The 20363-nt window shown below is 65.4% G+C and carries 21 protein-coding genes and 1 pseudogene; 15 read left to right on the top strand and 7 right to left on the bottom strand.

The window, feature by feature from the left end; all coding sequences use genetic code 11:
* Positions 1 to 254: 254 nt before the first annotated feature.
* Positions 255 to 3722 (top strand): ATP-binding protein, encoded by a 3468-nt coding sequence (locus tag NG701_RS03000; protein ID WP_252564409.1) that lies wholly within the window; start codon positions 255 to 257, stop codon positions 3720 to 3722.
* A gap of 106 nt (positions 3723 to 3828) precedes the next feature.
* Here NG701_RS03000 and NG701_RS02995 read toward each other — a convergent pair whose 3' ends face one another.
* A complete protein-coding gene (locus tag NG701_RS02995; RefSeq protein ID WP_252564407.1) occupies positions 3829 to 4374 on the bottom strand; it encodes a TetR/AcrR family transcriptional regulator in 546 nt (181 codons plus the stop codon).
* Positions 4371 to 6356 (bottom strand): MFS transporter, encoded by a 1986-nt coding sequence (locus NG701_RS02990; RefSeq protein ID WP_252564405.1) that lies wholly within the window; start codon positions 6354 to 6356, stop codon positions 4371 to 4373. Before NG701_RS02990 ends, NG701_RS02995 begins: the two co-directional genes overlap by 4 nt.
* A gap of 212 nt (positions 6357 to 6568) precedes the next feature.
* Here NG701_RS02990 and NG701_RS02985 point away from each other — a divergent pair, with 212 nt between their 5' ends.
* From NG701_RS02985 to NG701_RS02965, 5 genes are all read left to right on the top strand, one after another.
* Positions 6569 to 7654 (top strand): iron-siderophore ABC transporter substrate-binding protein, encoded by a 1086-nt coding sequence (locus NG701_RS02985; RefSeq protein WP_252564404.1) that lies wholly within the window; start codon positions 6569 to 6571, stop codon positions 7652 to 7654.
* Positions 7655 to 7664: 10 nt separating this feature from the next.
* A complete protein-coding gene (locus tag NG701_RS02980; RefSeq protein WP_252564402.1) occupies positions 7665 to 8786 on the top strand; it encodes a FecCD family ABC transporter permease in 1122 nt (373 codons plus the stop codon).
* 83 nt (positions 8787 to 8869) lie between these two features.
* Complete coding sequence (locus NG701_RS02975; RefSeq protein WP_252564653.1) at positions 8870 to 9907, top strand: FecCD family ABC transporter permease; 1038 nt, start codon at positions 8870 to 8872, stop codon at positions 9905 to 9907.
* Between the two features lies 1 nt (position 9908).
* Entirely contained in the window at positions 9909 to 10724 is an 816-nt protein-coding gene (locus NG701_RS02970) for an ABC transporter ATP-binding protein (RefSeq protein ID WP_252564650.1), read from the top strand.
* Positions 10721 to 11761 carry a siderophore-interacting protein gene (locus NG701_RS02965; RefSeq protein ID WP_252564400.1) on the top strand — a complete coding sequence of 347 codons (1041 nt, stop codon included), beginning with the start codon at positions 10721 to 10723 and terminating at the stop codon, positions 11759 to 11761. Before NG701_RS02970 ends, NG701_RS02965 begins: the two co-directional genes overlap by 4 nt.
* 220 nt (positions 11762 to 11981) lie before the next feature.
* Here the strand turns inward: NG701_RS02965 and NG701_RS02960 are convergent, their stop codons facing one another.
* Positions 11982 to 12419, bottom strand: coding sequence for a glycoside hydrolase family 16 protein (locus tag NG701_RS02960; RefSeq protein WP_256471872.1), 438 nt, complete (start codon positions 12417 to 12419; stop codon positions 11982 to 11984).
* Positions 12420 to 12624: 205 nt separating this feature from the next.
* Complete coding sequence (locus tag NG701_RS02955; RefSeq protein ID WP_252564396.1) at positions 12625 to 12894, bottom strand: hypothetical protein; 270 nt, start codon at positions 12892 to 12894, stop codon at positions 12625 to 12627.
* A gap of 555 nt (positions 12895 to 13449) precedes the next feature.
* Between NG701_RS02955 and NG701_RS02950 the strand changes: the two genes are divergently transcribed.
* On the top strand, positions 13450 to 14313 hold the full coding sequence (locus tag NG701_RS02950) for an SGNH/GDSL hydrolase family protein (RefSeq protein WP_252564394.1): 864 nt from the start codon (positions 13450 to 13452) through the stop codon (positions 14311 to 14313).
* Positions 14314 to 14634: 321 nt separating this feature from the next.
* Here the strand turns inward: NG701_RS02950 and NG701_RS02945 are convergent, their stop codons facing one another.
* Positions 14635 to 14922, bottom strand: a complete 288-nt coding sequence (locus NG701_RS02945; protein WP_252564392.1) for a YciI family protein — start codon at positions 14920 to 14922, stop codon at positions 14635 to 14637.
* 82 nt (positions 14923 to 15004) lie between these two features.
* Between NG701_RS02945 and NG701_RS02940 the strand changes: the two genes are divergently transcribed.
* The 5 genes from NG701_RS02940 to rpsN all read left to right on the top strand — a co-directional run bounded on the left by NG701_RS02940 (position 15005) and on the right by rpsN (position 17300).
* Positions 15005 to 15496, top strand: a complete 492-nt coding sequence (locus NG701_RS02940) for a MarR family winged helix-turn-helix transcriptional regulator (RefSeq protein WP_056342119.1) — start codon at positions 15005 to 15007, stop codon at positions 15494 to 15496.
* Positions 15497 to 15571: 75 nt separating this feature from the next.
* Positions 15572 to 16333, top strand: a complete 762-nt coding sequence (locus NG701_RS02935; RefSeq protein WP_252564390.1) for an SGNH/GDSL hydrolase family protein — start codon at positions 15572 to 15574, stop codon at positions 16331 to 16333.
* Between the two features lie 253 nt (positions 16334 to 16586).
* A complete protein-coding gene (gene rpmB, locus NG701_RS02930) occupies positions 16587 to 16823 on the top strand; it encodes a 50S ribosomal protein L28 (protein WP_056342125.1) in 237 nt (78 codons plus the stop codon).
* Positions 16823 to 16990, top strand: coding sequence for a 50S ribosomal protein L33 (gene rpmG / locus NG701_RS02925; protein WP_013602737.1), 168 nt, complete (start codon positions 16823 to 16825; stop codon positions 16988 to 16990). The genes rpmB and rpmG overlap by 1 nt, the downstream gene beginning before the upstream one ends.
* Positions 16991 to 16994: 4 nt before the next feature.
* Positions 16995 to 17300: a 30S ribosomal protein S14 gene (rpsN, locus tag NG701_RS02920; protein WP_026266887.1), complete on the top strand. Its 306-nt coding sequence runs from the start codon at positions 16995 to 16997 to the stop codon at positions 17298 to 17300.
* Positions 17301 to 17913: 613 nt separating this feature from the next.
* Here the strand turns inward: rpsN and NG701_RS02915 are convergent.
* Positions 17914 to 18255: a YciI family protein gene (locus NG701_RS02915; RefSeq protein ID WP_252564388.1), complete on the bottom strand. Its 342-nt coding sequence runs from the start codon at positions 18253 to 18255 to the stop codon at positions 17914 to 17916.
* Positions 18256 to 18612: 357 nt separating this feature from the next.
* Here NG701_RS02915 and NG701_RS02910 point away from each other — a divergent pair.
* The 3 genes and pseudogenes from NG701_RS02910 to NG701_RS21305 all read left to right on the top strand — a co-directional run.
* Positions 18613 to 19168, top strand: a pseudogene (locus NG701_RS02910) (ISL3 family transposase); the annotation flags it as partial.
* Between the two features lie 79 nt (positions 19169 to 19247).
* Positions 19248 to 19589, top strand: a complete 342-nt coding sequence (locus NG701_RS02905; protein WP_252564386.1) for a class I SAM-dependent methyltransferase — start codon at positions 19248 to 19250, stop codon at positions 19587 to 19589.
* Entirely contained in the window at positions 19478 to 19846 is a 369-nt protein-coding gene (locus tag NG701_RS21305) for a class I SAM-dependent methyltransferase (protein ID WP_374208648.1), read from the top strand. Before NG701_RS02905 ends, NG701_RS21305 begins: the two co-directional genes overlap by 112 nt.
* A gap of 241 nt (positions 19847 to 20087) precedes the next feature.
* Here NG701_RS21305 and NG701_RS02900 read toward each other — a convergent pair.
* Positions 20088 to 20363, bottom strand: a 276-nt coding sequence (locus tag NG701_RS02900; protein ID WP_252564384.1) for a hypothetical protein, incomplete at its 5' end; no start/stop codon positions are given.

Genomic DNA, 20363 nt, shown 5'->3' with positions numbered 1-20363 from the left:
AGCGAGCCGCCCGGCTCCGACAGCGGCCCAGAACTACCCGATGCTCGCAAGCTCGCATCGGGGCCCTCGTCCAGTTCCTCAGATGCCACTCCCTGGGCGGCATCGGCGTCGTCGTCCTTGGGTGCGCAGGTTCCGGGCACGAGCGACGACACCGGGGACATGCGGCAGCATGCGTCTAAGCGAGGCGCGAGCGAGCATGCAGAGCATGTGTCCGGTGGTGGCGCGATTGGCGACCACGAGGAAGGGAACGACAAGTGAGCATCGCAACCATGCTGCCGATGGGTGAGCTCACGAACCCCGGCCAGATGCGCCTCGCCTTGGTGCAGGTGGTCAACTGGGGCACGTTCCATGGAGCCCACACGATGCACGTGGACCGGAACGGAACCCTGCTGACGGGCAACTCGGGCGTGGGCAAGTCCACGCTGTTTGATGCCATGCTGCGGGTGTTCGATGCCCGGCCGCGCTCCAACGAGGCCGCGGCCCAGCGTGCCGGCGGTGCTGTGGAGGACAAGAGGACCACGTTCACGTACATGCGCGGCAAGGTGGGCGACAAAGCGGTGGGCGAAGGCTCGGCCAGCGCGTTCCAGCGCCCCGGTGCCACCTGGTCCGCCGTCGCCCTGACATTCGATAACGCGGCGGGCACGCGCATCACGGTGTCCGCCTTGTTTGACCTGCCCAAAAACGGCACGGAGTCCAGCGTTGGGCGTTTCTACCTGATCGACAGCAAGCCGCTGGACCTGCCGGCCATCGAGGACATCGCCGACAAGCGCTTCACCAAGGCTGCGCTGGAGACGATCTTCCCGGACGCCCAGATCTTCGATGTCCACAAGGCCTTCGCGGAGCGTTTCCGCCGCCTCCTGGGCATCAGTTCGGACCAGGCATTGCCGCTGCTGCGTGTGATCCAGGCCGGCAAGGGCCTGGGCGGCAGCGTCAATACCTTCTTCCGCGACCAGGTCCTGGACGCCCCCGCCACCCTCGCCGCGGCCGATGACGTGGTGGAGGAATTCAGCAACCTCATGTCCATCCGGCAGCGGCTGGAGGACGTGCGGCAGCAGCGGGACCAGCTGGCCCCCGTGCCCGGCCTGAACAAGGAATACGCGCAGTCGCTGCTGGATGCGAACCGGCTCCGTGAGCTGTCGGGCGAGGAGTTCGAAGCCTACAAGCAGCAGCTCGCCGTCACGGTGCACCAGAAAACGCTGGCCCGGTTCAAGGAGCTGGCCCAGGCGAAAGCCAAGGAGCTGGGCGCGGAACGCTCGGTCCGCGACGGGCTGGCCATGGAACTGCGCCAGCTGGAGACCGATTACAACAACCAGGGCGGCAACGCGATCTCCGCGATCGAGCAGTCGCTGGACAACGCCAGGGTGGGTCTGCGGCTCCGCGAACAGGTGGAGGAAGCGGCCCGCAAGGCCCTGTCCGACGCCGGGCTGCAGCTGGAGTGGACCGCTGAAGGTTGGGAACAGGCCCACGAGCAGGCTGCCGCAAGGTCGGCCGAGCTCAAGGATGACTCCCAGGCCCTGCAGGAGCTCCGCTTCGAAGCCTTCGACGGCCACGCCACCAAAAAGCGTGAGCTGGCGGCGGCCCAGCAGGAGCTGCTGTCCCTGAAGACGCGCAAGTCCCTGCTGCCGCCGTCGAGCATTGAAAACCGTGCGGCCATCGCAGCGGCCACCGGCGTTCCTGAAGACCGGATGCCGTTCGGCGGCGAGCTGATGGACCTCGCTGAGGGGGAGGAGCAGTGGCGGCCGGCGGCGGAGCGCGCCCTCCGGAATCTCGCCACCACGTTGCTGGTCCCCGGCGAACATTTCGCCGCGGTGACCCGCTACCTGAACGACAACAAGGTACGCGGTGCCCTGCGCGCCGTTGACGTGTCCAAGCCGCTCGCGGGCGGCGCCCTCGCCGTGGAGGACGCGCACGACGGCGACTTGCTCACCAAGCTGGACATCCTCGCCAGCGGCGCGGTGGCGGACGCCGGGGAATGGATCCGGGAGCGGATCGCCCTCGATTTCGCCTACCCGTGCGTCGAGGACCCGAATGAGTTGGCCACCCTGGACAAGGGCCTGAGCTTGGGCGGTGTGGTCAAACGCAACCGGCACACGGTAGAGAAGGACGACCGGTTCACCAGCCGCCAGGACTACGTACTCGGGTTCGACAACGCCGCCAAGCTGGAGCTTGTGGCCGCCCAGGTGGAGGACCTGCAGCAGGAACTGGCCAAGGCCGCCGAGCTGGCGCAGAGCCGTGAAGAGTCGCACCAGGGCATGAGCCGGCAGCTCGACGCCCTCCGCCGGATCGCGGAGGACCACCGGCCCTGGGAACAGGTGTCCGCGGCCGTCGCCGCCGATGAACTCGCCAGGATTGAACAGCGGCTCAAGGATGCCCTCGCGGCCCAGGCCGACCTGGAACCGCTGCGGGCCAACATCGAAACGGCGCGGCAGAAACACCAGGCCAGCACCGAAGCCGCAGCCGTCCTGCAGAGCGAATACAAGGCACTGGACCGGCAGCTGAGCACCGCCGATTCGCTGCTGGAAGCCGCGCGTGCCCGCCTAGAGCAGGCGCCGCCGTCGGCCGCCACCGTCACCGCGCTTGAACCGTACTTCACCGATTTCGGCGACGTCGGCGAGATGCATGAGCTGGACAACCTGGCCAACCGCGTTCGGACCGCGCTGCTCGGGGAGCTGCACGCCGCCGAGACGCGCGGGCAGGCAACGTCCGAGCGGTTGACCCGGATCTTCGAGGGTTTTGTGCGCGAGTGGGGCTCCGCGATCTCCGCGGACCACGGCACCTCCATCGGGGCCGCGGGGGAGTTCGAAGGCCGCTACCACGCCATCATCAGCGACGGCCTGCCCGCCCAGGAGTCCGAGTTCCGGCAGTTCTTCAACCAGCGCACGCATGAATCGTTCAGCACGCTGCTGCACCTGCTGGACGAGGAGCGGCGGTCCATCACCAGCCGCATCCTGCCGCTCAACGGCATCCTGTCCGAGGTCAACTTCCACGAGGGCAGCTTCCTGGAACTGGACATCAAGCAGACCCTGCCAGCCACGGCCAAGCAGTTCAAGGACGCTATCCAGAACGCGCTGAAGGCACGGCATACGCGGCCCGCCCGCGCGGGTTCCGGCCCGGAAACCGGGGGAGGCGACGACGCCGAGCTCACCGCCCGGTACAAGACCCTCGAAACGCTCGTAAAGCGGCTCGGCTCGCCCACCCCCGAGGACCGGCGCTGGCGTGCCGAAGTCTTGGATGTCCGCGGGCACCTGTTTATCCAGTGCAAGGAGCACCGGGAGGTGACCGGGCCGGCGTCGGGCAAGAAGGGCGGCGGCAAGCGGACGGACGTCTACATGCATGCTGACACCGGCTCCATGTCCGGCGGCGAGCGGCAGCGCTTCACGGCGTTCATCATGGCCGCGGCGCTGAGCTACCAGCTGGGCATCGCCGAGCAGGGGTTCACCACGTACGGCACCGTGATGATGGATGAGGCGTTTGTGCTGGCCTCGGAGGAGTTCGCCGGCGCCGGGATCAAGGCGCTGCACGAGTTCGGATTCCAGCTGCTGCTGGCCGCTCCGGAGAACGTGATCGACCTGTCCCGGCACCTGGGCTCCGTGACGGAGATCCTGCGGGACAAGCGCACCAACCGCTCCGGCGTGCTCACCGCCCCGGTGATCCGGCCCAGGCCCGGCGCGGAAGGTCAGTGGCGGTCCGAGGCGAACCCCGTGGACATCGTGCTTCGCTGACCCGGACGCTCTCTCACCTTTGGGGCCTTTTTCGCCAACGCTCTCTCACTTGCCTCAAGAAAGTGAGAGAGCGTTGGTGGTTTTCGGGCCAACGGTCAGAGAGCGTCTACTCGGCGGCGGTGCAGGCGTCGATCTGGGCCTGGACGATTGCGCCGTAGTGTCCCACCAGCTCGTCAAAGTTCCAGCCGTCGAAGAGGCCCAGGGTGCGGACGGCCTCACCGAATCCGGTCATCAGGGCCACCACGGTGGAGGCGAACCGCCGCTCCGGTGTTGTGTCCCCGATCAGGCTCGCGATGGCGGCGAGGTACCTTTCGCGGACATCCGTTCGAGCTGTCTCGGGGTCGGGAGAGTCCAGAACGGCGAACGGGATGATGGCCCAAGGCTCCTGCATTCCGCGTTCCCGGCGCATCAACACACGGAAGACGAGGGCCCTGCCGAGTTCCGACGTCGGGACCTCCAGTTCGGCGAGCTGCGATTCGTCGGGCCGGACGGCGGCATAGAGCTTTTCCTTGGAGACGAACAGTTTCATGACCAGGGCCGCCGAAACGCCAGCGTCCGCGGCTATGTCCCGCACCGTGACGGCACGGTAGCCGCGTTCCCCGAAAAGCCGCCCGGCGGCGCTGAAGATCGCGTCGTGGCTGCGGCTGCTCATGCGCCCACCGGCTCCATGGACTTTTCCTCCACACGCGGCGCGGCGAGATGAACGGTGACAGAGCGGTTGTCCACCGCGAGCTTCCGCGCCATAGCCTGATGCGTCGCCGGATCAACCATGGTCACGATGTAGCGGCCGGCGAGGGGCAGCGGAAACGCATACGCGCCGTCGTCGTCCGAAACGGCGGTGGCCACGTAACCCCCGCTTGCCTCAAGGAGCGTCACCACCGCGCCGGCCACAGCCGCGCTTCCGGCCGTGACCAGTCCGCTGATCTCGAGCCGGTCCCGAAGCAGGAAGTTCTGGTGCCGCGTGCGGCCGTCGAAGTCGAAGATCTCTTCCATCGGCGCCCAGCCTGCTGCATTGGTGACCATGAGGTACTTCCCGGCACCGGGGAGGGCCACCGAATAGTTGCCTTCCGTATCCACCCGGCTCCAGTCCACCGGCTCGCCGGCGGTCTGGAGTACGGTCACGACGGCGGGGGTGACGGGGCGGTTGTCAGGTGCAAGGACGCGCCCCTGCACCACGATTTCGGCCGTATTGACGGAGGCAGCGGTGTTAGTTGCGGATAGCCGGTGAGCTGCTGTGGCCTTCGGAATGAAGACCGTGGCCACTACCGATGCTGCCGCTGCCAGCGCGGCCAGCCAGAACGCGTCCTTGAACGCATCGAAGGACGGGAGCTGCACGGCCCCCACCGTCATGCTGACCGAGGTGAGGACCGCGGCAACCGCTGCGCTCGACGTCGAGGTGCCGATGGACCGGACCAGGCTGTTCAGTCCATTGGCCGAGGCCGTTTCGGTGATCGGCACCACGCCCATGATCAGTGTGGGCATGGCGGCGTAGGCGATGGCTGTGCCGACGCTGACCACGGTTGAACCGATGATGACCCACGCGATGGAGTCGTAGAAGAAGACGCGGCTCACGTAGCCCACAATCATCACGATGGCTCCGGCGATCAGCGCAGACTTGCCGCCGAAGACGCGGATGATACGTCCGGAAACAGGCGCGAAAATCACCATCGCGAGCCCGGACGGGACCATGCACAGCCCTGCGGTGATGACGTTCAGCCCGAAACCGTAGCCCGTGGCGGTAGGCAGCTGGAGCTGCTGGGTGGTGAGGAGCATGTTGGCGAACATGGCGAAGCCGATGAGCAGTGAGGCCACGTTGGTCATGAGCACCGGCCTGCGGCCCGATGTCCGCAGGTCAACCATCGGCTGGCTGACTTTCAGCTCGTACGGGACCCAAGCAGCCAGGAGTATTGCGGCCGTGAGGAACAGCAGCAGCACCGGCTCCGAGCCCCAGCCCCAGGCGCCGCCTTTGGAGATCGCCAGCAGCAGGGCAGCCAGGGCTGCGGAGAGCACCAACGCCCCCGCGTAATCGAAGCGCCCCGGCGTCCGGACCTTGGATTCCGGGACCACCAGCGCCACGGCAACAAGCAGCAGTGCGCCGGCGGCAGCGGACACCCAGAAGATCGAAGCCCACCCCAGGCTCTCGTACAGCACTCCCGCCAAGGGCAGGCCCATGGCGCTGCCGATTCCCAGAGTGGCGCTCATCAAGGCAACCGCGGAGCCCATCTTCTCCTTGGGCAGTTCATCGCGCATGATGCTGATGCCCACCGGAATCAGGGCCGAAGCGAAGCCCTGGAGCGTCCTGCCGATGACCAGCCACAGGAAGGACCCGCCAACCGCGGCAATGACCGAACCGGCCACCATGATCGCCAGGCAAACCACCATCATCTTGCGCTTGCCGTACATGTCCGCGCTGCGGGACACGATGGGCGTTGCCACGGCGCTGGCGAGCAGGGTGGCGGTCACCAGCCAGGAGGCGTCGTCGGCGGTGATACCCAGGATCCGGGGGAAATCCGGAAGGAGCGGCACCACCAGTGTTTGCATGAGGGCCACCACCGTGCCGCTAAGGGCCAGGACGGCGGTGATGGCGGACGGGGACGGGCCCCGGGTGGTGTTCAGGGCGTTGGAACGCGGCATCAGGTGCTTTCGGGTGTGGACTGGGAAGGGGCTCGGCGCGGTGAACGCACGTTTACCCCCCCAAAGAGTGAACCACCGTTCACCCCCTGCCGGCAATGACCTGCTGCTATTTGGTGCGTCACATAAATCAATTACGCAATACAAAGCTTTTCTAATTATGAGCAGGCTAGGCTACCCTTACTTAGGTTCGCATCATTCACCTAAGGAGTTCCGTGACTTCCCCCCTCTTCTCCGGCCCGAGTGCCACCCGCCGCACGCTGTTCAAGTCCGCCGGCAAGGCAACGGCCGTTCTGGCTGCCGCGGCACTCACGCTGTCCGCCTGCTCCACCGGCCCCGCGTCCTCGACGTCAGACGCCAGCAGCTCCAGCAGCTCGCAGTTCCCGGTCACCATCAAGCACGTCTTCGGTGAAACCACCGTCAAGGAACAGCCCAAGCGCGTAGTCACCGTTTCCTGGGTCAACGACGATGTTGCCCTTGCCCTCGGCGTAGTTCCGGTGGGCGTCCCCAAGAACGAATGGGGCGGCAACGAGCAGGGCTCCACCCCGTGGAAGGATGCGGCGCTGAAGGAACTCGGCGCCGGCTTCGGTTCCGACAAGGCTCCGGTCCAGTTCTCCGAAGCTGACGGCATCAACTTCACTGAGATCGCCAAGCTGACCCCGGACGTCATCCTGGCCGCCTACTCCGGCCTGACCGAAGAGGACTACAAGAAGCTCACCGAGATCGCACCGGTGGTGGCCCACCCCGCGGTTGCCTACGGAACCTCATGGCAGGATTCAACCTCCATCATCGGCAAGGCACTGGGCAAGGAGGCTGAGGCTACCAAGCTCATCGCCGATACTGAGGCCACCGTCAAGACGGAAGCTGCCAAGTACCCGCAGATCGCCGGCAAGAGCTTCGTCTACGGTTACACCGATCCCTCGGACCTCACTGCCACGGGCTTCTACACCGCCAATGACAACCGTCCGAAGTTCCTCTCAGCTATCGGGATGAAGCTGGCCCCAGTCGCCGAGAAGGCTTCAGCCGGCTCCAAGGACTTCTTCGTGCCGTGGGCCGCCGAGAAAGCCAACGAACTTGAGGCCGATATCTTCCTGAGCTCGGTTGAGGATACCGCGACCGCCGCGGCCGTCAAGAGCGACCCCCTGCTGGGCCAGATTCCGGCCGTCAAGAACGGCGCGTTCGTTGCAGATGCGGACAAGAGCCTGGTCCTGGCAATCTCGGCCTCCTCGCCGCTGAGCCTGCCGTGGGCGCTGGACACCTTCCTCCCGCAGCTCGCCACCGCCGCGGATGCAGTGAAGTAAGCACCGCTCCATGACGGAAAGTACGACGGCGGCACCCGCCGGACAGCGCGAACGGACACTTGGGACCCCGATCGGGTCGCAACGAGGGCACCAACTGTCCGTTCGCGCCGGTCGATTGGCTAGCGCCGGCGGGAAGGCCAGAACCAGGCAGACTGCCTGGCTGCTGGCCGCCGTCGTCGTACTTTCTTTATTAGCCGCCGTTTCCCTGGCCATCGGCGCCCGGGGCCTTTCCCTGGCCACTGTGTGGCAGGCGCTCACCCAGTTCGACGCCGCCAACGGGGACCACGCCGTGGTCCACGCGCGCATCCCCCGCACCGTCCTCGGCATACTTGCCGGCGGTGCCCTGGGCCTGGCCGGCGCCGCCATGCAGGGCGTTGCCCGCAACCCCCTGGCAGATCCGGGCATTATGGGCGTAAATGCCGGAGCCGCGCTGGCCGTGGTCACCGGCATCTACCTTTTCGGCGTCACCTCCCTGAGCGGCTACATCTGGTTCGCTTTCATCGGCGCCGGAGCCGCCGCCGTCGTGGTCTACCTGGTCGCGTCCATGGGCAGGGACGGTGCGACGCCGGTCAAGCTCGCCCTCGCCGGCGCCGCGCTCAGCGCCGGACTCTATTCCCTGATGAGCGTCATTCTCGTCTCCAGCCAGGACACCCTGGACCGCTTCCGTTTCTGGCAAGTGGGCGGAATCTCCGGCCGCGACTGGGCAGTGGTGCTCCCGGGCCTCCCGTTCCTGGCCGTCGGGGCACTAATTATTCTTGGCACCGGCCGCATCCTCAACAGCCTCGCGTTGGGTGACGACATCGCCCGCGGCCTGGGCCAGCGTGTGGGCCTGAGCCGGGGAGTCACCGCCCTGGGCATCGTACTGCTGTGCGGTTCCGCGACGGCATTGGCAGGGCCCATCGGCTTTGTTGGCCTGGTCATTCCGCATGCGGGCCGGTCACTCACCGGCCCGGACTACCGCTGGATCCTGCCGTTCTCCCTGGTCCTCGCTCCGGCACTTTTGCTCGGCGCGGACATTGTCGGCCGCGTTGTGCTGCTTCCCGGCGAGATTCCGGCCGGGATCATGACTGCACTTGTTGGTGCGCCGGTCTTCGTGTGGCTCATCCGCCGCGGCAAGGGGGCCGGGCTGTGACCACCTCCACCCGGCGCGAACTGGCAGATAACGCCCTCAAAACCGCGAAAAGAGGGGATTATCTGCCAGTTCGCGAACCCCTGATGCGCCGGACCATCCTGAACCGGACCGCCGCCCTGGCCCTCGGCGTCGTGATCATGTTCGCCGTGTACGTGCTCCTGGGCAGCTACACCGTGACCATCCCGGACTTTTTCAAGATCCTCATCGGACACCTGACCGGCGGCGAAAGAATCCCGGGCGCAAGCTTCATTGTCATGGAGAACAAGCTGCCCCGGGCCGTCATCGGCGTGATGATCGGCGCCGCGTTCGGACTCTCCGGCGGCCTCTTCCAGACCATGCTCCGCAACCCGCTGGCCAGCCCGGACGTGATCGGCATCAGCTACGGTGCAAGCGCGGCCGCGGTCACCGCCATCGTGATCTTCGGCGCCACCGGTCCGGCCGTGTCCGGAGCGGCGCTTGGCGGCGCGCTGGGCATCGCAGCGCTGATCTACGCCATCTCCCGCGGACCGGCACTGGGCTCAGGCGGCGGCATCCGGGGGAACGCCGCGGGCAACCGGCTGATTCTGGCCGGTGTGGGCATCGCCGCCGCCCTGCATGCGGTGGTCAACTTCATGATGACCCGCGCGGACATCCGCACGGCAGCCGACGCACTCGTCTGGCTCAACGGCTCCCTCAACTCCGCCAACTGGGACCGGGCGGGCATGCTCTCGCTGGCGCTGCTGATCCTGGTCCCCGCCGTAATCGCCCTTGCCGGGCCGCTGCGCATCCTGGAACTCGGCGACGACGCCGCGGCCGGGCTGGGCATCCGCGTCGGGTTTACCCGCCTCGCCGTGGTGGTCACCGCCGTCGCACTCGCCGCGGTGGCGACGGCGGCTGCCGGGCCGGTCTCGTTCGTCGCCTTCCTGGCCGGCCCGATCGCCCGGCGCTTCACCCGCAAGGCCAGCCTCCCGGCGTCGGCCCTGGTGGGTGCCCTGATTGTCCTCACCGCCGACTACGTCGCGGCCAACCTCGCCCCCTTGCTGCTGGACGGCACCGTGCTGCCCGTCGGTGTTATCACGGGCGCGCTCGGTGCCCCGTTCCTGCTGTGGCTTCTGGTCACGGCCAACCGAAAGGATGCCTGACATCGCCGTTCTTAGCGCCCAGGACCTCACCCTGAAATACGACCAGCGCTGCGTGGTGGACGGCCTCACGGCGGAAATCCCCGAGGGCAAGGTGACCATGATTGTGGGCGCCAACGCCTGCGGCAAGTCCACGCTGCTCCGCGGCCTGTCCCGCCTCCTCAAACCCGCCTCCGGCACGGTGACCCTGGACGGCAAGGACATCCACGCCCGCCCGGCCCGTGAACTGGCGCGCACCCTGGGGCTCCTCCCGCAGCACCCCACGGCGCCGGACGGCATCGCTGTCCGCGACCTCGTGGGCCGCGGCCGGTATCCGCACCAGGGCTTCTTCCGCAGCTGGAGCACGGAGGACGACGCCGCCGTGCAGCGCGCGCTCGAAGCGACGGAAACGCTGGAACTCGCTGAGCGGAACGTCGATGAACTGTCCGGGGGCCAGCGCCAGCGCGTCTGGATCGCCATGGCGCTCTCCCAGGAAACCGACGTGCTCCTGCTGGACGAACCCACCACTTACCTGGACCTGGCGCACCAGGTGGAAGTCCTGGACCTGGTCACGGATCTGAACCGCAAGCGCGGCACCACCGTGGCCATCGTCCTGCACGACCTGAACCTGGCGGCACGCTACGCGGACCACGTCATCGCCATGAAGGGCGGCGAGATCGTGGCCCTGGGTGACCCCATAACTGTTGTCACCGAAAAGCTGGTCCGCGACGTTTTCGGCCTCGAGTCCCGGGTGATTCCCGATCCCGTCTCGGGCACGCCCCTGATTATCCCCATCGGCCGCCACCACACCGCCGCAACCGAACTGGAGCTCGTTTCATGAAGACCCGCGACATCGCCGCCACCGAGCCCATGACCCTGGCTTTCGAGGTGACCGTTTCCTCGGTGCAGGAGCTGAGCCCCAACTTCCGACGGATCACCTTCGGCGGCTACTCGCTGCGGGACTTCGGCGTTCACGGCGAGACCATGGACCTGCGGATCAAGCTGATGATCCCGTCCATGGCGTCCGACGGCACGAAGCTGCCCCTGCCGGTCTTCGAAATGGCGCAGTCCGGCTGGTACCGGGAATGGCTGGCCATGGACCCCGCCGTGCGCGGCTCCATGCGCACCTACACGGTCCGTCAATCCCGGCTTGATGCCGTTTATCCGGAAATTGACGTTGACTTCGTAATGCATTTCGACGCCGAGGGACACGGCGGTCCCGCCGCGAACTGGGCCCTGAACGCCAAGCCGGGCGACGCCATCACCCTCATCGGCCCCAACAACCGCGCCGCCCACTGCGTCACGGCCGAGATCTACTCCGGCATCGAGTGGCGGCCGGGTATGGCCCAGCGTGTCCTGCTCGCCGGCGACGAAACCGCCATCCCGGCCATCTCCGCGATCCTCGAAAGCCTGCCGTCCTACATGAGCGGCCACGCCTTCCTTGAAGTACCGGAGGCCGGTGACTTCCTGGATCTCAAGACGGACGCCGACGTCGACATCACCTGGCTTGCCCGCGGTGCTGCCATTGGCCGCTCACGCCCGCACGGCGAGCTGCTGCAGCAGGCAGTGCGCACGGCAGTTCCCGTTCCCGGCTGGGTGGGCATCAAAGCGTCCGACGCCGGTGCGGGCCCGGAGCCCGAAGACGTCAACGTGGACGTGGACATCCTCTGGGAGACGCCGGCGCGGATGGAGACAGCCGAAATCGAGGCCACCAAGAACCCCGCCATGCCTGCCGGCGCCATGCCGTTCTACGCCTGGATCGCCGGCGAGGCCGCCGTTATCAAGGACATGCGGCGGTACCTTGTGCGCGACGTCGGGATCGACCGCAAGCAGGTTGCGTTCATGGGGTACTGGCGTCAGGGCAAGGCCGAGGTCTAGGCCCGTCGTGTGTTCCGGATCTTGAATGCCGCGGCTCTGGCGAAAAAGGTCCAGGCAGCGGCTTGACAGACATAGAAGAGTCGACCGCTGGAACTCGTCAGGTCCCGGTGGGTCTTTCTCATTTACTTCGTTGCCGCTCAGAGACTTGCGGCACCCCGCGAGTCGGCCCCGCGGCTATTCCAACCGTTCCCCGGCGAGCCCTCAGCCGGAAAGGCCTGTCTTACCGGTAGACGCGGACCCAATCGACCTGCATCTGCGAGGGCTTGGTGGCGGAGCCGTCCGGGAACCAATCCAGCTGCAATGTCTGCTTCATGGCGACAGAGGGCTGGTGCGCCGGGTTCGTGTCAGTGAAGGTCTTTACTCCGTCGACGTATCCGGTGATGCCGGCCGGGGTCCACTCCACCGCGTAGTTGTGCCACTGTGTGCTATCGACGGGCGTCGCCGTTGTGGTCTGGAAATCCGCTCCACCACAGGCGTAGTGCAGGAAGAACCTCATCACGGAGGTGACTGTGCTGCCCTCGGCATAATCGATCTCGGCACAGTTCGGGGCACTGTTGTTGTTGAGGATCAGGACCGGGTGGTATTTCGGGTCCCGTGCATTGGTTTTCATGCGCGTTTCCCAGCGGCCATACTTTTGTTCCGCGAACTTTGCCGACATGCCGCCAGTGGTGCCGGCCGCGTCTCCGCTAACGGTGGCCACGCCGTTGGCAACCGACCAAGCCTGGGGACTGCGCAGGCCTTTGCCTGCATGCCCTGCACTGTTATAGACACTCCATTTCGTCCGGTCCGGTGCGCCGGTGTTGGAGAATTCGTCGCCCGTCAGGACCGGGCCCCAACCGAAGGCGGTAGCTGCCTGCGCACCGTCACCCGTCGTCGCGAGACTTTGGCTGGCTGGGGGCACCACCGTCGCCGGGGCCGCGGCAGGCGCGGGCGCTGGCGCCGAGGTGACGGCTGCCACCTGGGTTGCCGCCGCCGAAGCGGGGGTCTGGCCGCTGCTCGAAGCCGTGGGCGCCGGAGATGCTGCGGCTGAAGACGCCGCGGCTGCGGCAGTTGCGGCTGGAGTGGCAGGTGCGGACGCGCGGCCAGCCGAGGATGGGGCAGATGCCCCATCGGTCGTAGGGGCTAGGCCGCATCCTGTCAGGGACAAAGCACCCATGGTCGTTACGATGGCTATTTTCTTGAACAAGATACCTCCGGGCTCAGGACTGGAAGAAACGACTGATGCGCTTGAGGCGATGACGAGTGCGGAAAGCATCCCTGGGCCCCTTGGCAGGGCCGGAGCTAGCAGGCGCCGAAAGGGCGCATCGGGGTTCCAGTGATCGGCCGCCCGGGGCCCTGCATTGGGGCCAGCCGCCAACGTTACCTGATCGTGACCATCGGTCGCAAAAATGTGACAGAGGCTGAGCAGCTGCTGATGATCAGACCTATCTGGCCCCGATTCGTGGACTCCGCCTATATCTGTTGCCTGCGGTCAGCCATGTACTGCCACTATCTGGAAACCCAGCCAAACCGCGCAACTTGGGTGGGGATTCGGCCCAAGCCAGCGGCGGCGGCTCGATGGACACGCCTTGCACCCGGCACTGGTTCGCAACCGCTCCCTCGCACTCTGCCTCTAGATCTCAACCCTTCTGCATATCCTGTTGCTGTCCGTTTACCTTGGCGTTTCATTGGGCGGTTACTTTCAGTGGATGGGTTCTAATCCTTTACTTTCGGACCGTGAAGGCCGGCGGGTGTTTGTCGCTTTGGGGGACTCGTTTACAGAAGGTGTTGGGGACCGGGATGAGCGGCTGCCCAACGGGGTCCGGGGGTGGGCTGACCGGGTGGCGGAGAGACTGGCCAAGGCTGAGCCGGGGTGGGAATATGCCAACCTGGCCATCAGGAGCAAGCGCCTGCGTCACGTCATCACCGAGCAGCTGGAACCGGCGCTGGCCATGAAGCCCACGCTGATCACGCTGTATGCCGGCGGAAATGACATCCTGGACATCGGCACGGACATGGCTGCCCTGATGGACGAGTACGAGGACCTCGTGGCGCGACTCGCCGGGACCGGGGCCACGGTGGTCCTGTTCACCGGCTTCGACGTCAAAGTCTCGGCCGTTCTGGAGCTGCTGAAGAAGCGGAACACGGTCTACAACGAGCGGGTCCGTGAGATCGCCGCGAGATACGGGACGGTCCTGGTGGATTACTGGTGCCTGGACGCCTTCCATGACCGGCGGATGTGGGACTCGGACCGCCTCCACATGTCCAAGGCGGGCCACAAGTACCTCGCCGGGCAGGTGCTGGACCAGCTCGGGGTGCCCCACAAAATCCGGCTCAAGGACTGGGACCCGCCGGTGCGGCTCAGCCTGCGGGAGTGGGAGCAGCGGCAGCGGCGTTGGGTGAATGACTGGGTGCTGCCGCTTTTTGGCCGCAAAATCAGGGGCGTCACGCTGGGGGATACCCTCGCGCCGCGCTGGCCGGAACCCGTCAAGGTGCCGCGGAAGCGCGGGCTGAAGAAGCTGATGGACCGGGACGCGGTGCTCAAGAACAGCCCGAAAGCAAGTGGTTTGTAAACATCTGTTGATTTGTGTGCAACATCACAGATACTTGCGGCACTGACGACGACTCAACGCGTCAGCTCTAGTCCGCTCAGCGCTGCGTGGACCGTTTGGGTGCGTGAACCGCCGCCGTCGAGATGCCAGCGTGAACGCGGAATCCCCAACCTGCCCCTTCGGCACGCGGCGTTCAGATGCGACAGGTCGGCCCGCGCCAGTCGCGGAGCTGTTCGTGACCTGGGAGCCGGACAAGGCGCAGCTGCTGGTTCTGGAGCAGTAGGTGCTTCCGGGGAACTGCCGGGCAGTTCCCCGGAGCCTGCTGGCGCAGGGGCCAGGGGCCTAGGTGTCCAGCAGGTTTTCGTAACCCACCGCCACGGTCGTGGCGGTGAATTCGATAACTTCGAACTCGGCCACTCCGTTGCTGTAGAAAGGGTCCTTGGCCAACGCAGCATCCAGTGTGGTTCGGTCGGCCTTGGATAACAGCACACCGCCCACCGCCGGAACCAGGCGTCCGGACGCAAGGAACACGCCGTCGTCGAACGCCTGCTTAACCCACGCCATATGCGCAGGGCGGTGATAGTCCACGATGTCTTCGGGCACCTTGTAGGTCAGCGATACAACAAACATAAAGTCAGCCTACCCGGATGGGTCCACGGGAACTGGTGCGTCACTTGAACGCTCAACCACGCTCTGCTTCTAGAATGGACGCATGACCGAACCGCGCTGGCTCAACGCCGACGAACGCCGTGCCTGGCTGGCACTCCTGAGCATCAACACGCTGCTGCCGGCTGCCCTGGACAACCAGCTCCACACCGCCGGCAAGGTGTCCCTGTTCGATTACAACGTCATGGCCATGCTGTCCGAAGCCGAGGGCCGCTTCCTGCCGATGAGCCAACTGGCTGCCCGTACGAGTTCGTCGCTTTCCCGGCTCTCGCATGTGGTTGCCAAACTGGAGAAGCGCGGATGGCTGGAGCGGCGTCCGCACCCCCGCGATGCACGGGTCACCACCGCACACCTGTCCGACGTCGGGATGGCCACTTTGGAGGCACTCGCACCGGGGCACGTGGAGGCGGTGCGCACCAAGTTCCTGGACGCCCTGACGGAACGTGACGTCAATGACCTTGCCCGCATCGGCGAAAAGATCGTTGCCCGGCTGGACGATGACCACTGGATCCTGCGCGAGACCGAAAGCCGGCCATAAGCCGTCGCCCTGATGGACACCGTCCGGACAGGCCCCGCCTTGGTTGCTCTCGGCAACAAATGAAAGACTGACGCCATGGACTTTTCGACCCGTTATGTAGCGCTCGGCGACTCTTTCACGGAAGGGGTCGGGGATGACGATCCGAGCCGCCCCAACGGCGTCCGCGGCTGGGCGGATCGCGTGGCGGAGCAGCTGGGCGCGGCGGATCCCGGCTTCGGCTACGCCAACCTGGCCATCCGCGGCAGGAAGCTCCGCCAGATCATGGCAGAACAGGTGGACGCCGCCGTCGAACTTAACCCCACCCTCGTGACCATTTACGCAGGTGCCAACGACATTCTGCGGCCCAAGATCGACATCGACGATCTGCTGGCCGAGTACGACGCCGGCATCCGCAAGCTGGCGGCCACCGGCGCCACAGTGGTGATGTTCACCGGCTTCGACGCGCGCGGCTCGAAGGTCTTCAGCACCATGCGCGGCCGCACCGCCATCTACAACGAACTGGTCCGCGGCATTGCCGGGGACCATGGAGCGTTGCTGGTGGATTACTGGCGCTTTAACGAGTACTACGACTGGGGCATGTGGGCCCAGGACCGGATGCACATGTCCTCCGCCGGGCACGCCAACATGGCCAAACGCGTCCTTACCGTCCTGGAGCACGACCACTCGATCGAAGTCCCGCCCATGACCCCGGTGCCCGAGCTGAACCGGGCCGAAGCCCTCCGCGCAAACGCGCGCTGGGTCCGCGAATTCGCCGGCCCCTGGGTGGTCCGCCGTGTCACCGGCAAGTCCTCGGGCGACGGACTGGCGCCCAAGTACGCCCAGCTCACGCGCCTCTGAAGCAGCGCCCCCTTATACACCGTCCGAGCACGGATTGGTCTTTAATTGCGTGAACTCGTAGACTTGGTGAGCGCTAAGTGCGCGGAGCGTGCGCAATTGCTCCGGTGGCCCGGTAATTTTCTCCAGGGTAGCCGGTAGTTAGGGGCTCAAGTTGCGTGACTAACCGTTCACCCTGATCACTTTGGGTCGCACTTAGCCGCATGATCCTGCAGCAGATATGCGGATCATTACATTCAATTCTTGAGGAGAAGTCATGGCAGCACACTGCCAAGTGACCGGAGCCGAGCCGGGCTTTGGGCACAGCATTTCGCACTCGCACCGTCGCAACAAGCGTCGGTTCGATCCGAACATCCAGAAGAAGCGCTACTGGGTTCCGTCCCTGCGCCGTAATGTCACGCTGCAGCTTTCTGCAAAGGGCATCAAGACCATCGACGTGCGCGGCATCGACGTAGTCGTCGCCGCCATCCTTGCTCGGGGAGTGAAGCTCTAATGGCTAAGGACAAGGACGTACGTCCGATCATCAAGCTCAAGTCGACTGCGGGCACGGGTTACACCTACGTGACGCGGAAGAACCGTCGTAACGACCCGGACCGTATGGTTCTGAAGAAGTACGATCCCAAGATCCGTCAGCACGTCGAATTCCGAGAGGAGCGCTAAACACATGGCTAAGAAGTCAATGATCGCAAAGAACGAACAGCGTAAAGTCATCGTTGAGCGTTACGCCGCAAAGCGCCTCGAACTGAAGAAGGCTCTGGTTGACCCCAACTCGACCGACGAAGTTCGCGAAGCTGCACGCCTCGGCCTGCAGAAGCTTCCCCGCAACGCGTCGCCCGTCCGTCTGCGTAACCGCGACATCATCGACGGCCGTCCCCGCGGTACCTTCCAGAAGTTCGGTATCTCCCGTGTTCGCTTCCGCGACATGGCTCACCGCGGTGAGCTCCCGGGTATCACCAAGTCTTCCTGGTAATCCAGCACCGCTGATTCCAGCTGCTTGAGAAGGGCCGGCAACCGTTTGGTTGCCGGCCCTTCTGCGTTTAAGTCTTGCGGTGATCGAGCTCCCCCTGTGGATCGAGCCCCGTCTGGTGATCGAACTTGTCGAGATCCCGCGCAGTGTTGGCCGTTGTGCTGCAGCACACAGAAGTCACGTACGACGGCGGCGCCCGGTTTTGGGTGCCGATGCCGGCTTTGGGCCCGGAATGGCGGGGTTTCGANACCAGCCGCCCATGGACTGCGTTGCACCTCAAAGCCGCGCACCCGCCTCGCCCCGCGCACAGCCGAAGAAGCGGCACCGGCCCCAACCCGCCGCCGTCGTACACCACACAGGCTCCGCTCCGAGCGTCCAGGCGACGAGCGCAGGACCTGACAGTGAATTTCGGCACATTCCCGCACCTCACGCTGCAATGTCGCATGCGAGGAACCGGACTCGTTCAACGGGGAGGCTGCTCGGGTCATCTGCCTGTGCAGTCACCGTTCAGTCCCAGTAGGTAGTAGATACACGGACGTCGTCCCTGATCCTCACAGGAACCTCGCCGGCTGACCTGCCGACCGACTTCGATCGACTCTGGCTGGGGTTGCCCTCGTCAGCTGGCCGGGTCGTACTGGAACTGCCGGACCTCTTGCGAGCAGCGGCAGGCGACGGCGATCTTCGCGGCCCACCCGAGTGCCGCCTCCCGCGAGGGCAGCTCGAGAACGGTGTAGCCGCCGTTGGGCACCTTGTGGCCTGGGTACGTGCCGCCGGTGACGGTGCCGTCACCGGCCACGTGCACCGGGTCTACGTCCTCATCGATTCCGCCGCCGAAGACGTAAACGCCCGCCGCCTTGGCCTCGGCGATGACGGCATGTGAGGCTTCGACTACGGCCTCGAAGTCCTCCTCGGGGAACGCCATGGCCTCACCGGGGAACGAGATCAGGTATTTCGTCATTCGAGGACTCCTCTGCTCCGGCGGCGCCATCCGTCGGCTCTTCTGTGCGGCACCGCTCTGGTGCCCAGACCGATTATGGCTCCGGCGCCCGACCCGTGGTCAAGGTAGAGCTCGCGACCGACCCGCAGAACCTGCTCGAGCGGTACCGTCTGAAAGCGCGTCCTTAGGCGCGTGCCCGCGGAGAAGGGGCGGCCATGGATCGCGTGGACACGACCGTGGTCGGTGCGGGGTACGGGCGAGGCTCCAGATGATGGAGGTTCCTACGCCATCCATCCAGGAGACCTCGACGTGCTCGACGCTACCCCCACGACCGCTTTCGCCTGTCCTGATCTGACCACGTTCCGTCGGCTCGACTAGCTGGGTCTGAAGGTCACCGGGCTGCGGCCCGAGCCCGATCGTGCGGTGCTGGCGGTCGGGTCGTCGAGCTCCGCGATTCGATCGACCGGTGATGCCGACGTTGCGGGCTTGAGAGCATGGCGCGGGACACGGTGACGCGGGAGTTGGCGCACGAGCCGTTGGGGTGTCGTCCCAAGGTCCTCAAGGACACGATCCGCCGGCACCGGTGTATCGACTGCGGGTACGCGTGTCGCCACACCCGGCGTGGCGACAAGTACGTCACCGTGGTCATCGACCTCACAACGATCCGTGAGGGCACCGGCCCCGCCCGCCTGCTCGACGTGGTCGAGGGCCGCTCGAAGAAGGCGTTCATTTCCTGGCTGGCCGAGCGACCCACGGCTTGGCGCGACGCCGCGATGAACAGGTGCACCGCATTCAAGACTGCTGCCGCGAAGAGCTCCCCGGGGCGGTCGCGGTCCTGGATCCCTTCCACGTGACCCTCCTGGCCGGCGAGGCGCTCGATGAGGGCCGGCGTCGGGTCCAGCAGGCCATCCATGGCCACCGCTGCCGCACCGGTCCGTAGAGGGCACCTCACACGAATAGGCAAACTCTGCCCGGAAAGCATCGATTACTGCCGCCCACCATAGGGTGGCTGCATGACGGACGCAGAGGTCGAGATCGCGTACTCAAGGAGAGCCGCCGAGTACATTGCCAGATTTGGGTCGGTCGAGTCCACGCATCCGGCTGACCGGAAGCTCATAGCTGAGTGGGTCGCACCTCTGGTGGGGCCAGTGCTGGACGTAGGATGCGGGCCCGGCCATTGGACCAAGTTCCTCGCGGACCAAGGGGCCGCGGTCGAAGGAATCGATTTGGTGCCGGCTCTCTCATCAAGCAAGCAGAAGCGACTTTCCCCGGAATCCCATTCCGCGTCGCCTCCCTCACGAGTCTCGGAGTTCCCGAAGGATATGCATTCGGCATCCTGGCTTGGTACTCGCTAATCCACTTTGCCCCCGACCAGGTTCCCTCCGTTCTCCGGGAGCTGGCACGGCGCCTAACTCCTGGCGGGCTTCTCCTACTAGGAATGTTTGAAGGCGACGAAATCGCGAGATTTCCACACGCTGTATCGCCTGCATACTCCTGGCCCGTGGGGGAACTAACTATGATGCCTGGTGCCGCCGGCTTCGAAACCATCTCGCATCAGAGACGAACTGATCCTGGTCATCGGCCAGCAGGGATGCGCACAGGTGCACGATAAGGCGAACCTACAACAAAGCAGAGGTTCCGAGCTGCCACCGGAGAGGCCACAGCCTTGGTCGTCTCGGCTGCTGGCCATTCCTCGCTGGATGTGATCCACACAACACAAACTTGTTCTGGCCAATTACTGAACCGGGACCCCGGTGAGCCCCCCAGATTCCCCGCCACGACGCGGATCCTGGGGGCATAGGGCCTGTTGTGGGGGTGGATTTGCGGTGGGGGTTGGGTGGGTGTATTGTTTTCTAAGTCGCCGCGAGGGGAACAGCGAAGAGCTGGTTACCGCGGGCGGCCAAACCCCCTAATTCAAGACCAAATGTTGGTTGTTCTTTTGAGCGCCTCGGTTTGGTGGGGATGTGTTTTCTGCTGGTGCGGGTCCTGGAATATGGATTTGCATCGGGGCGGGAAACCGGGTAAGTTTGAAAAGTTGCTCCGGAGCGATCCACGGCCGAATGGTTGGTTGTGGTGGTGCCGGGTGTGTCTGTTGTTTGAGAACTCAATAGTGTGCCAAGTTTGTTGAT

Source organism: Pseudarthrobacter cellobiosi, from assembly GCF_023913815.1.
GTDB lineage: Bacteria > Actinomycetota > Actinomycetes > Actinomycetales > Micrococcaceae > Arthrobacter > Arthrobacter cellobiosi.
This window is presented reverse-complemented; position numbering and strand designations above follow the sequence as displayed.

Excerpts from the sequence above, each read along its gene's own strand:
- NG701_RS02945 (WP_252564392.1), bottom strand. The coding sequence starts at position 14,922 with ATGTTTGTTGTATCGCTGACCTACAAGGTGCCCGAAGACATCGTGGAC.
- NG701_RS02935 (WP_252564390.1), top strand. The coding sequence starts at position 15,572 with ATGGACTTTTCGACCCGTTATGTAGCGCTCGGCGACTCTTTCACGGAA.
- NG701_RS02960 (WP_256471872.1), bottom strand. The coding sequence starts at position 12,419 with ATGTCGGCAAAGTTCGCGGAACAAAAGTATGGCCGCTGGGAAACGCGC.
- NG701_RS02950 (WP_252564394.1), top strand. The coding sequence starts at position 13,450 with ATGGGTTCTAATCCTTTACTTTCGGACCGTGAAGGCCGGCGGGTGTTT.
- NG701_RS02965 (WP_252564400.1), top strand. The coding sequence starts at position 10,721 with ATGAAGACCCGCGACATCGCCGCCACCGAGCCCATGACCCTGGCTTTC.
- NG701_RS02975 (WP_252564653.1), top strand. The coding sequence starts at position 8,870 with ATGCGCCGGACCATCCTGAACCGGACCGCCGCCCTGGCCCTCGGCGTC.
- rpmG (WP_013602737.1), top strand. The coding sequence starts at position 16,823 with ATGGCTAAGGACAAGGACGTACGTCCGATCATCAAGCTCAAGTCGACT.
- rpmB (WP_056342125.1), top strand. The coding sequence starts at position 16,587 with ATGGCAGCACACTGCCAAGTGACCGGAGCCGAGCCGGGCTTTGGGCAC.
- NG701_RS02915 (WP_252564388.1), bottom strand. The coding sequence starts at position 18,255 with ATGACGAAATACCTGATCTCGTTCCCCGGTGAGGCCATGGCGTTCCCC.
- NG701_RS02940 (WP_056342119.1), top strand. The coding sequence starts at position 15,005 with ATGACCGAACCGCGCTGGCTCAACGCCGACGAACGCCGTGCCTGGCTG.
- NG701_RS02980 (WP_252564402.1), top strand. The coding sequence starts at position 7,665 with ATGACGGAAAGTACGACGGCGGCACCCGCCGGACAGCGCGAACGGACA.
- NG701_RS02905 (WP_252564386.1), top strand. The coding sequence starts at position 19,248 with ATGACGGACGCAGAGGTCGAGATCGCGTACTCAAGGAGAGCCGCCGAG.
- NG701_RS02990 (WP_252564405.1), bottom strand. The coding sequence starts at position 6,356 with ATGCCGCGTTCCAACGCCCTGAACACCACCCGGGGCCCGTCCCCGTCC.
- NG701_RS02955 (WP_252564396.1), bottom strand. The coding sequence starts at position 12,894 with ATGCGGCCTAGCCCCTACGACCGATGGGGCATCTGCCCCATCCTCGGC.
- rpsN (WP_026266887.1), top strand. The coding sequence starts at position 16,995 with ATGGCTAAGAAGTCAATGATCGCAAAGAACGAACAGCGTAAAGTCATC.
- NG701_RS02995 (WP_252564407.1), bottom strand. The coding sequence starts at position 4,374 with ATGAGCAGCCGCAGCCACGACGCGATCTTCAGCGCCGCCGGGCGGCTT.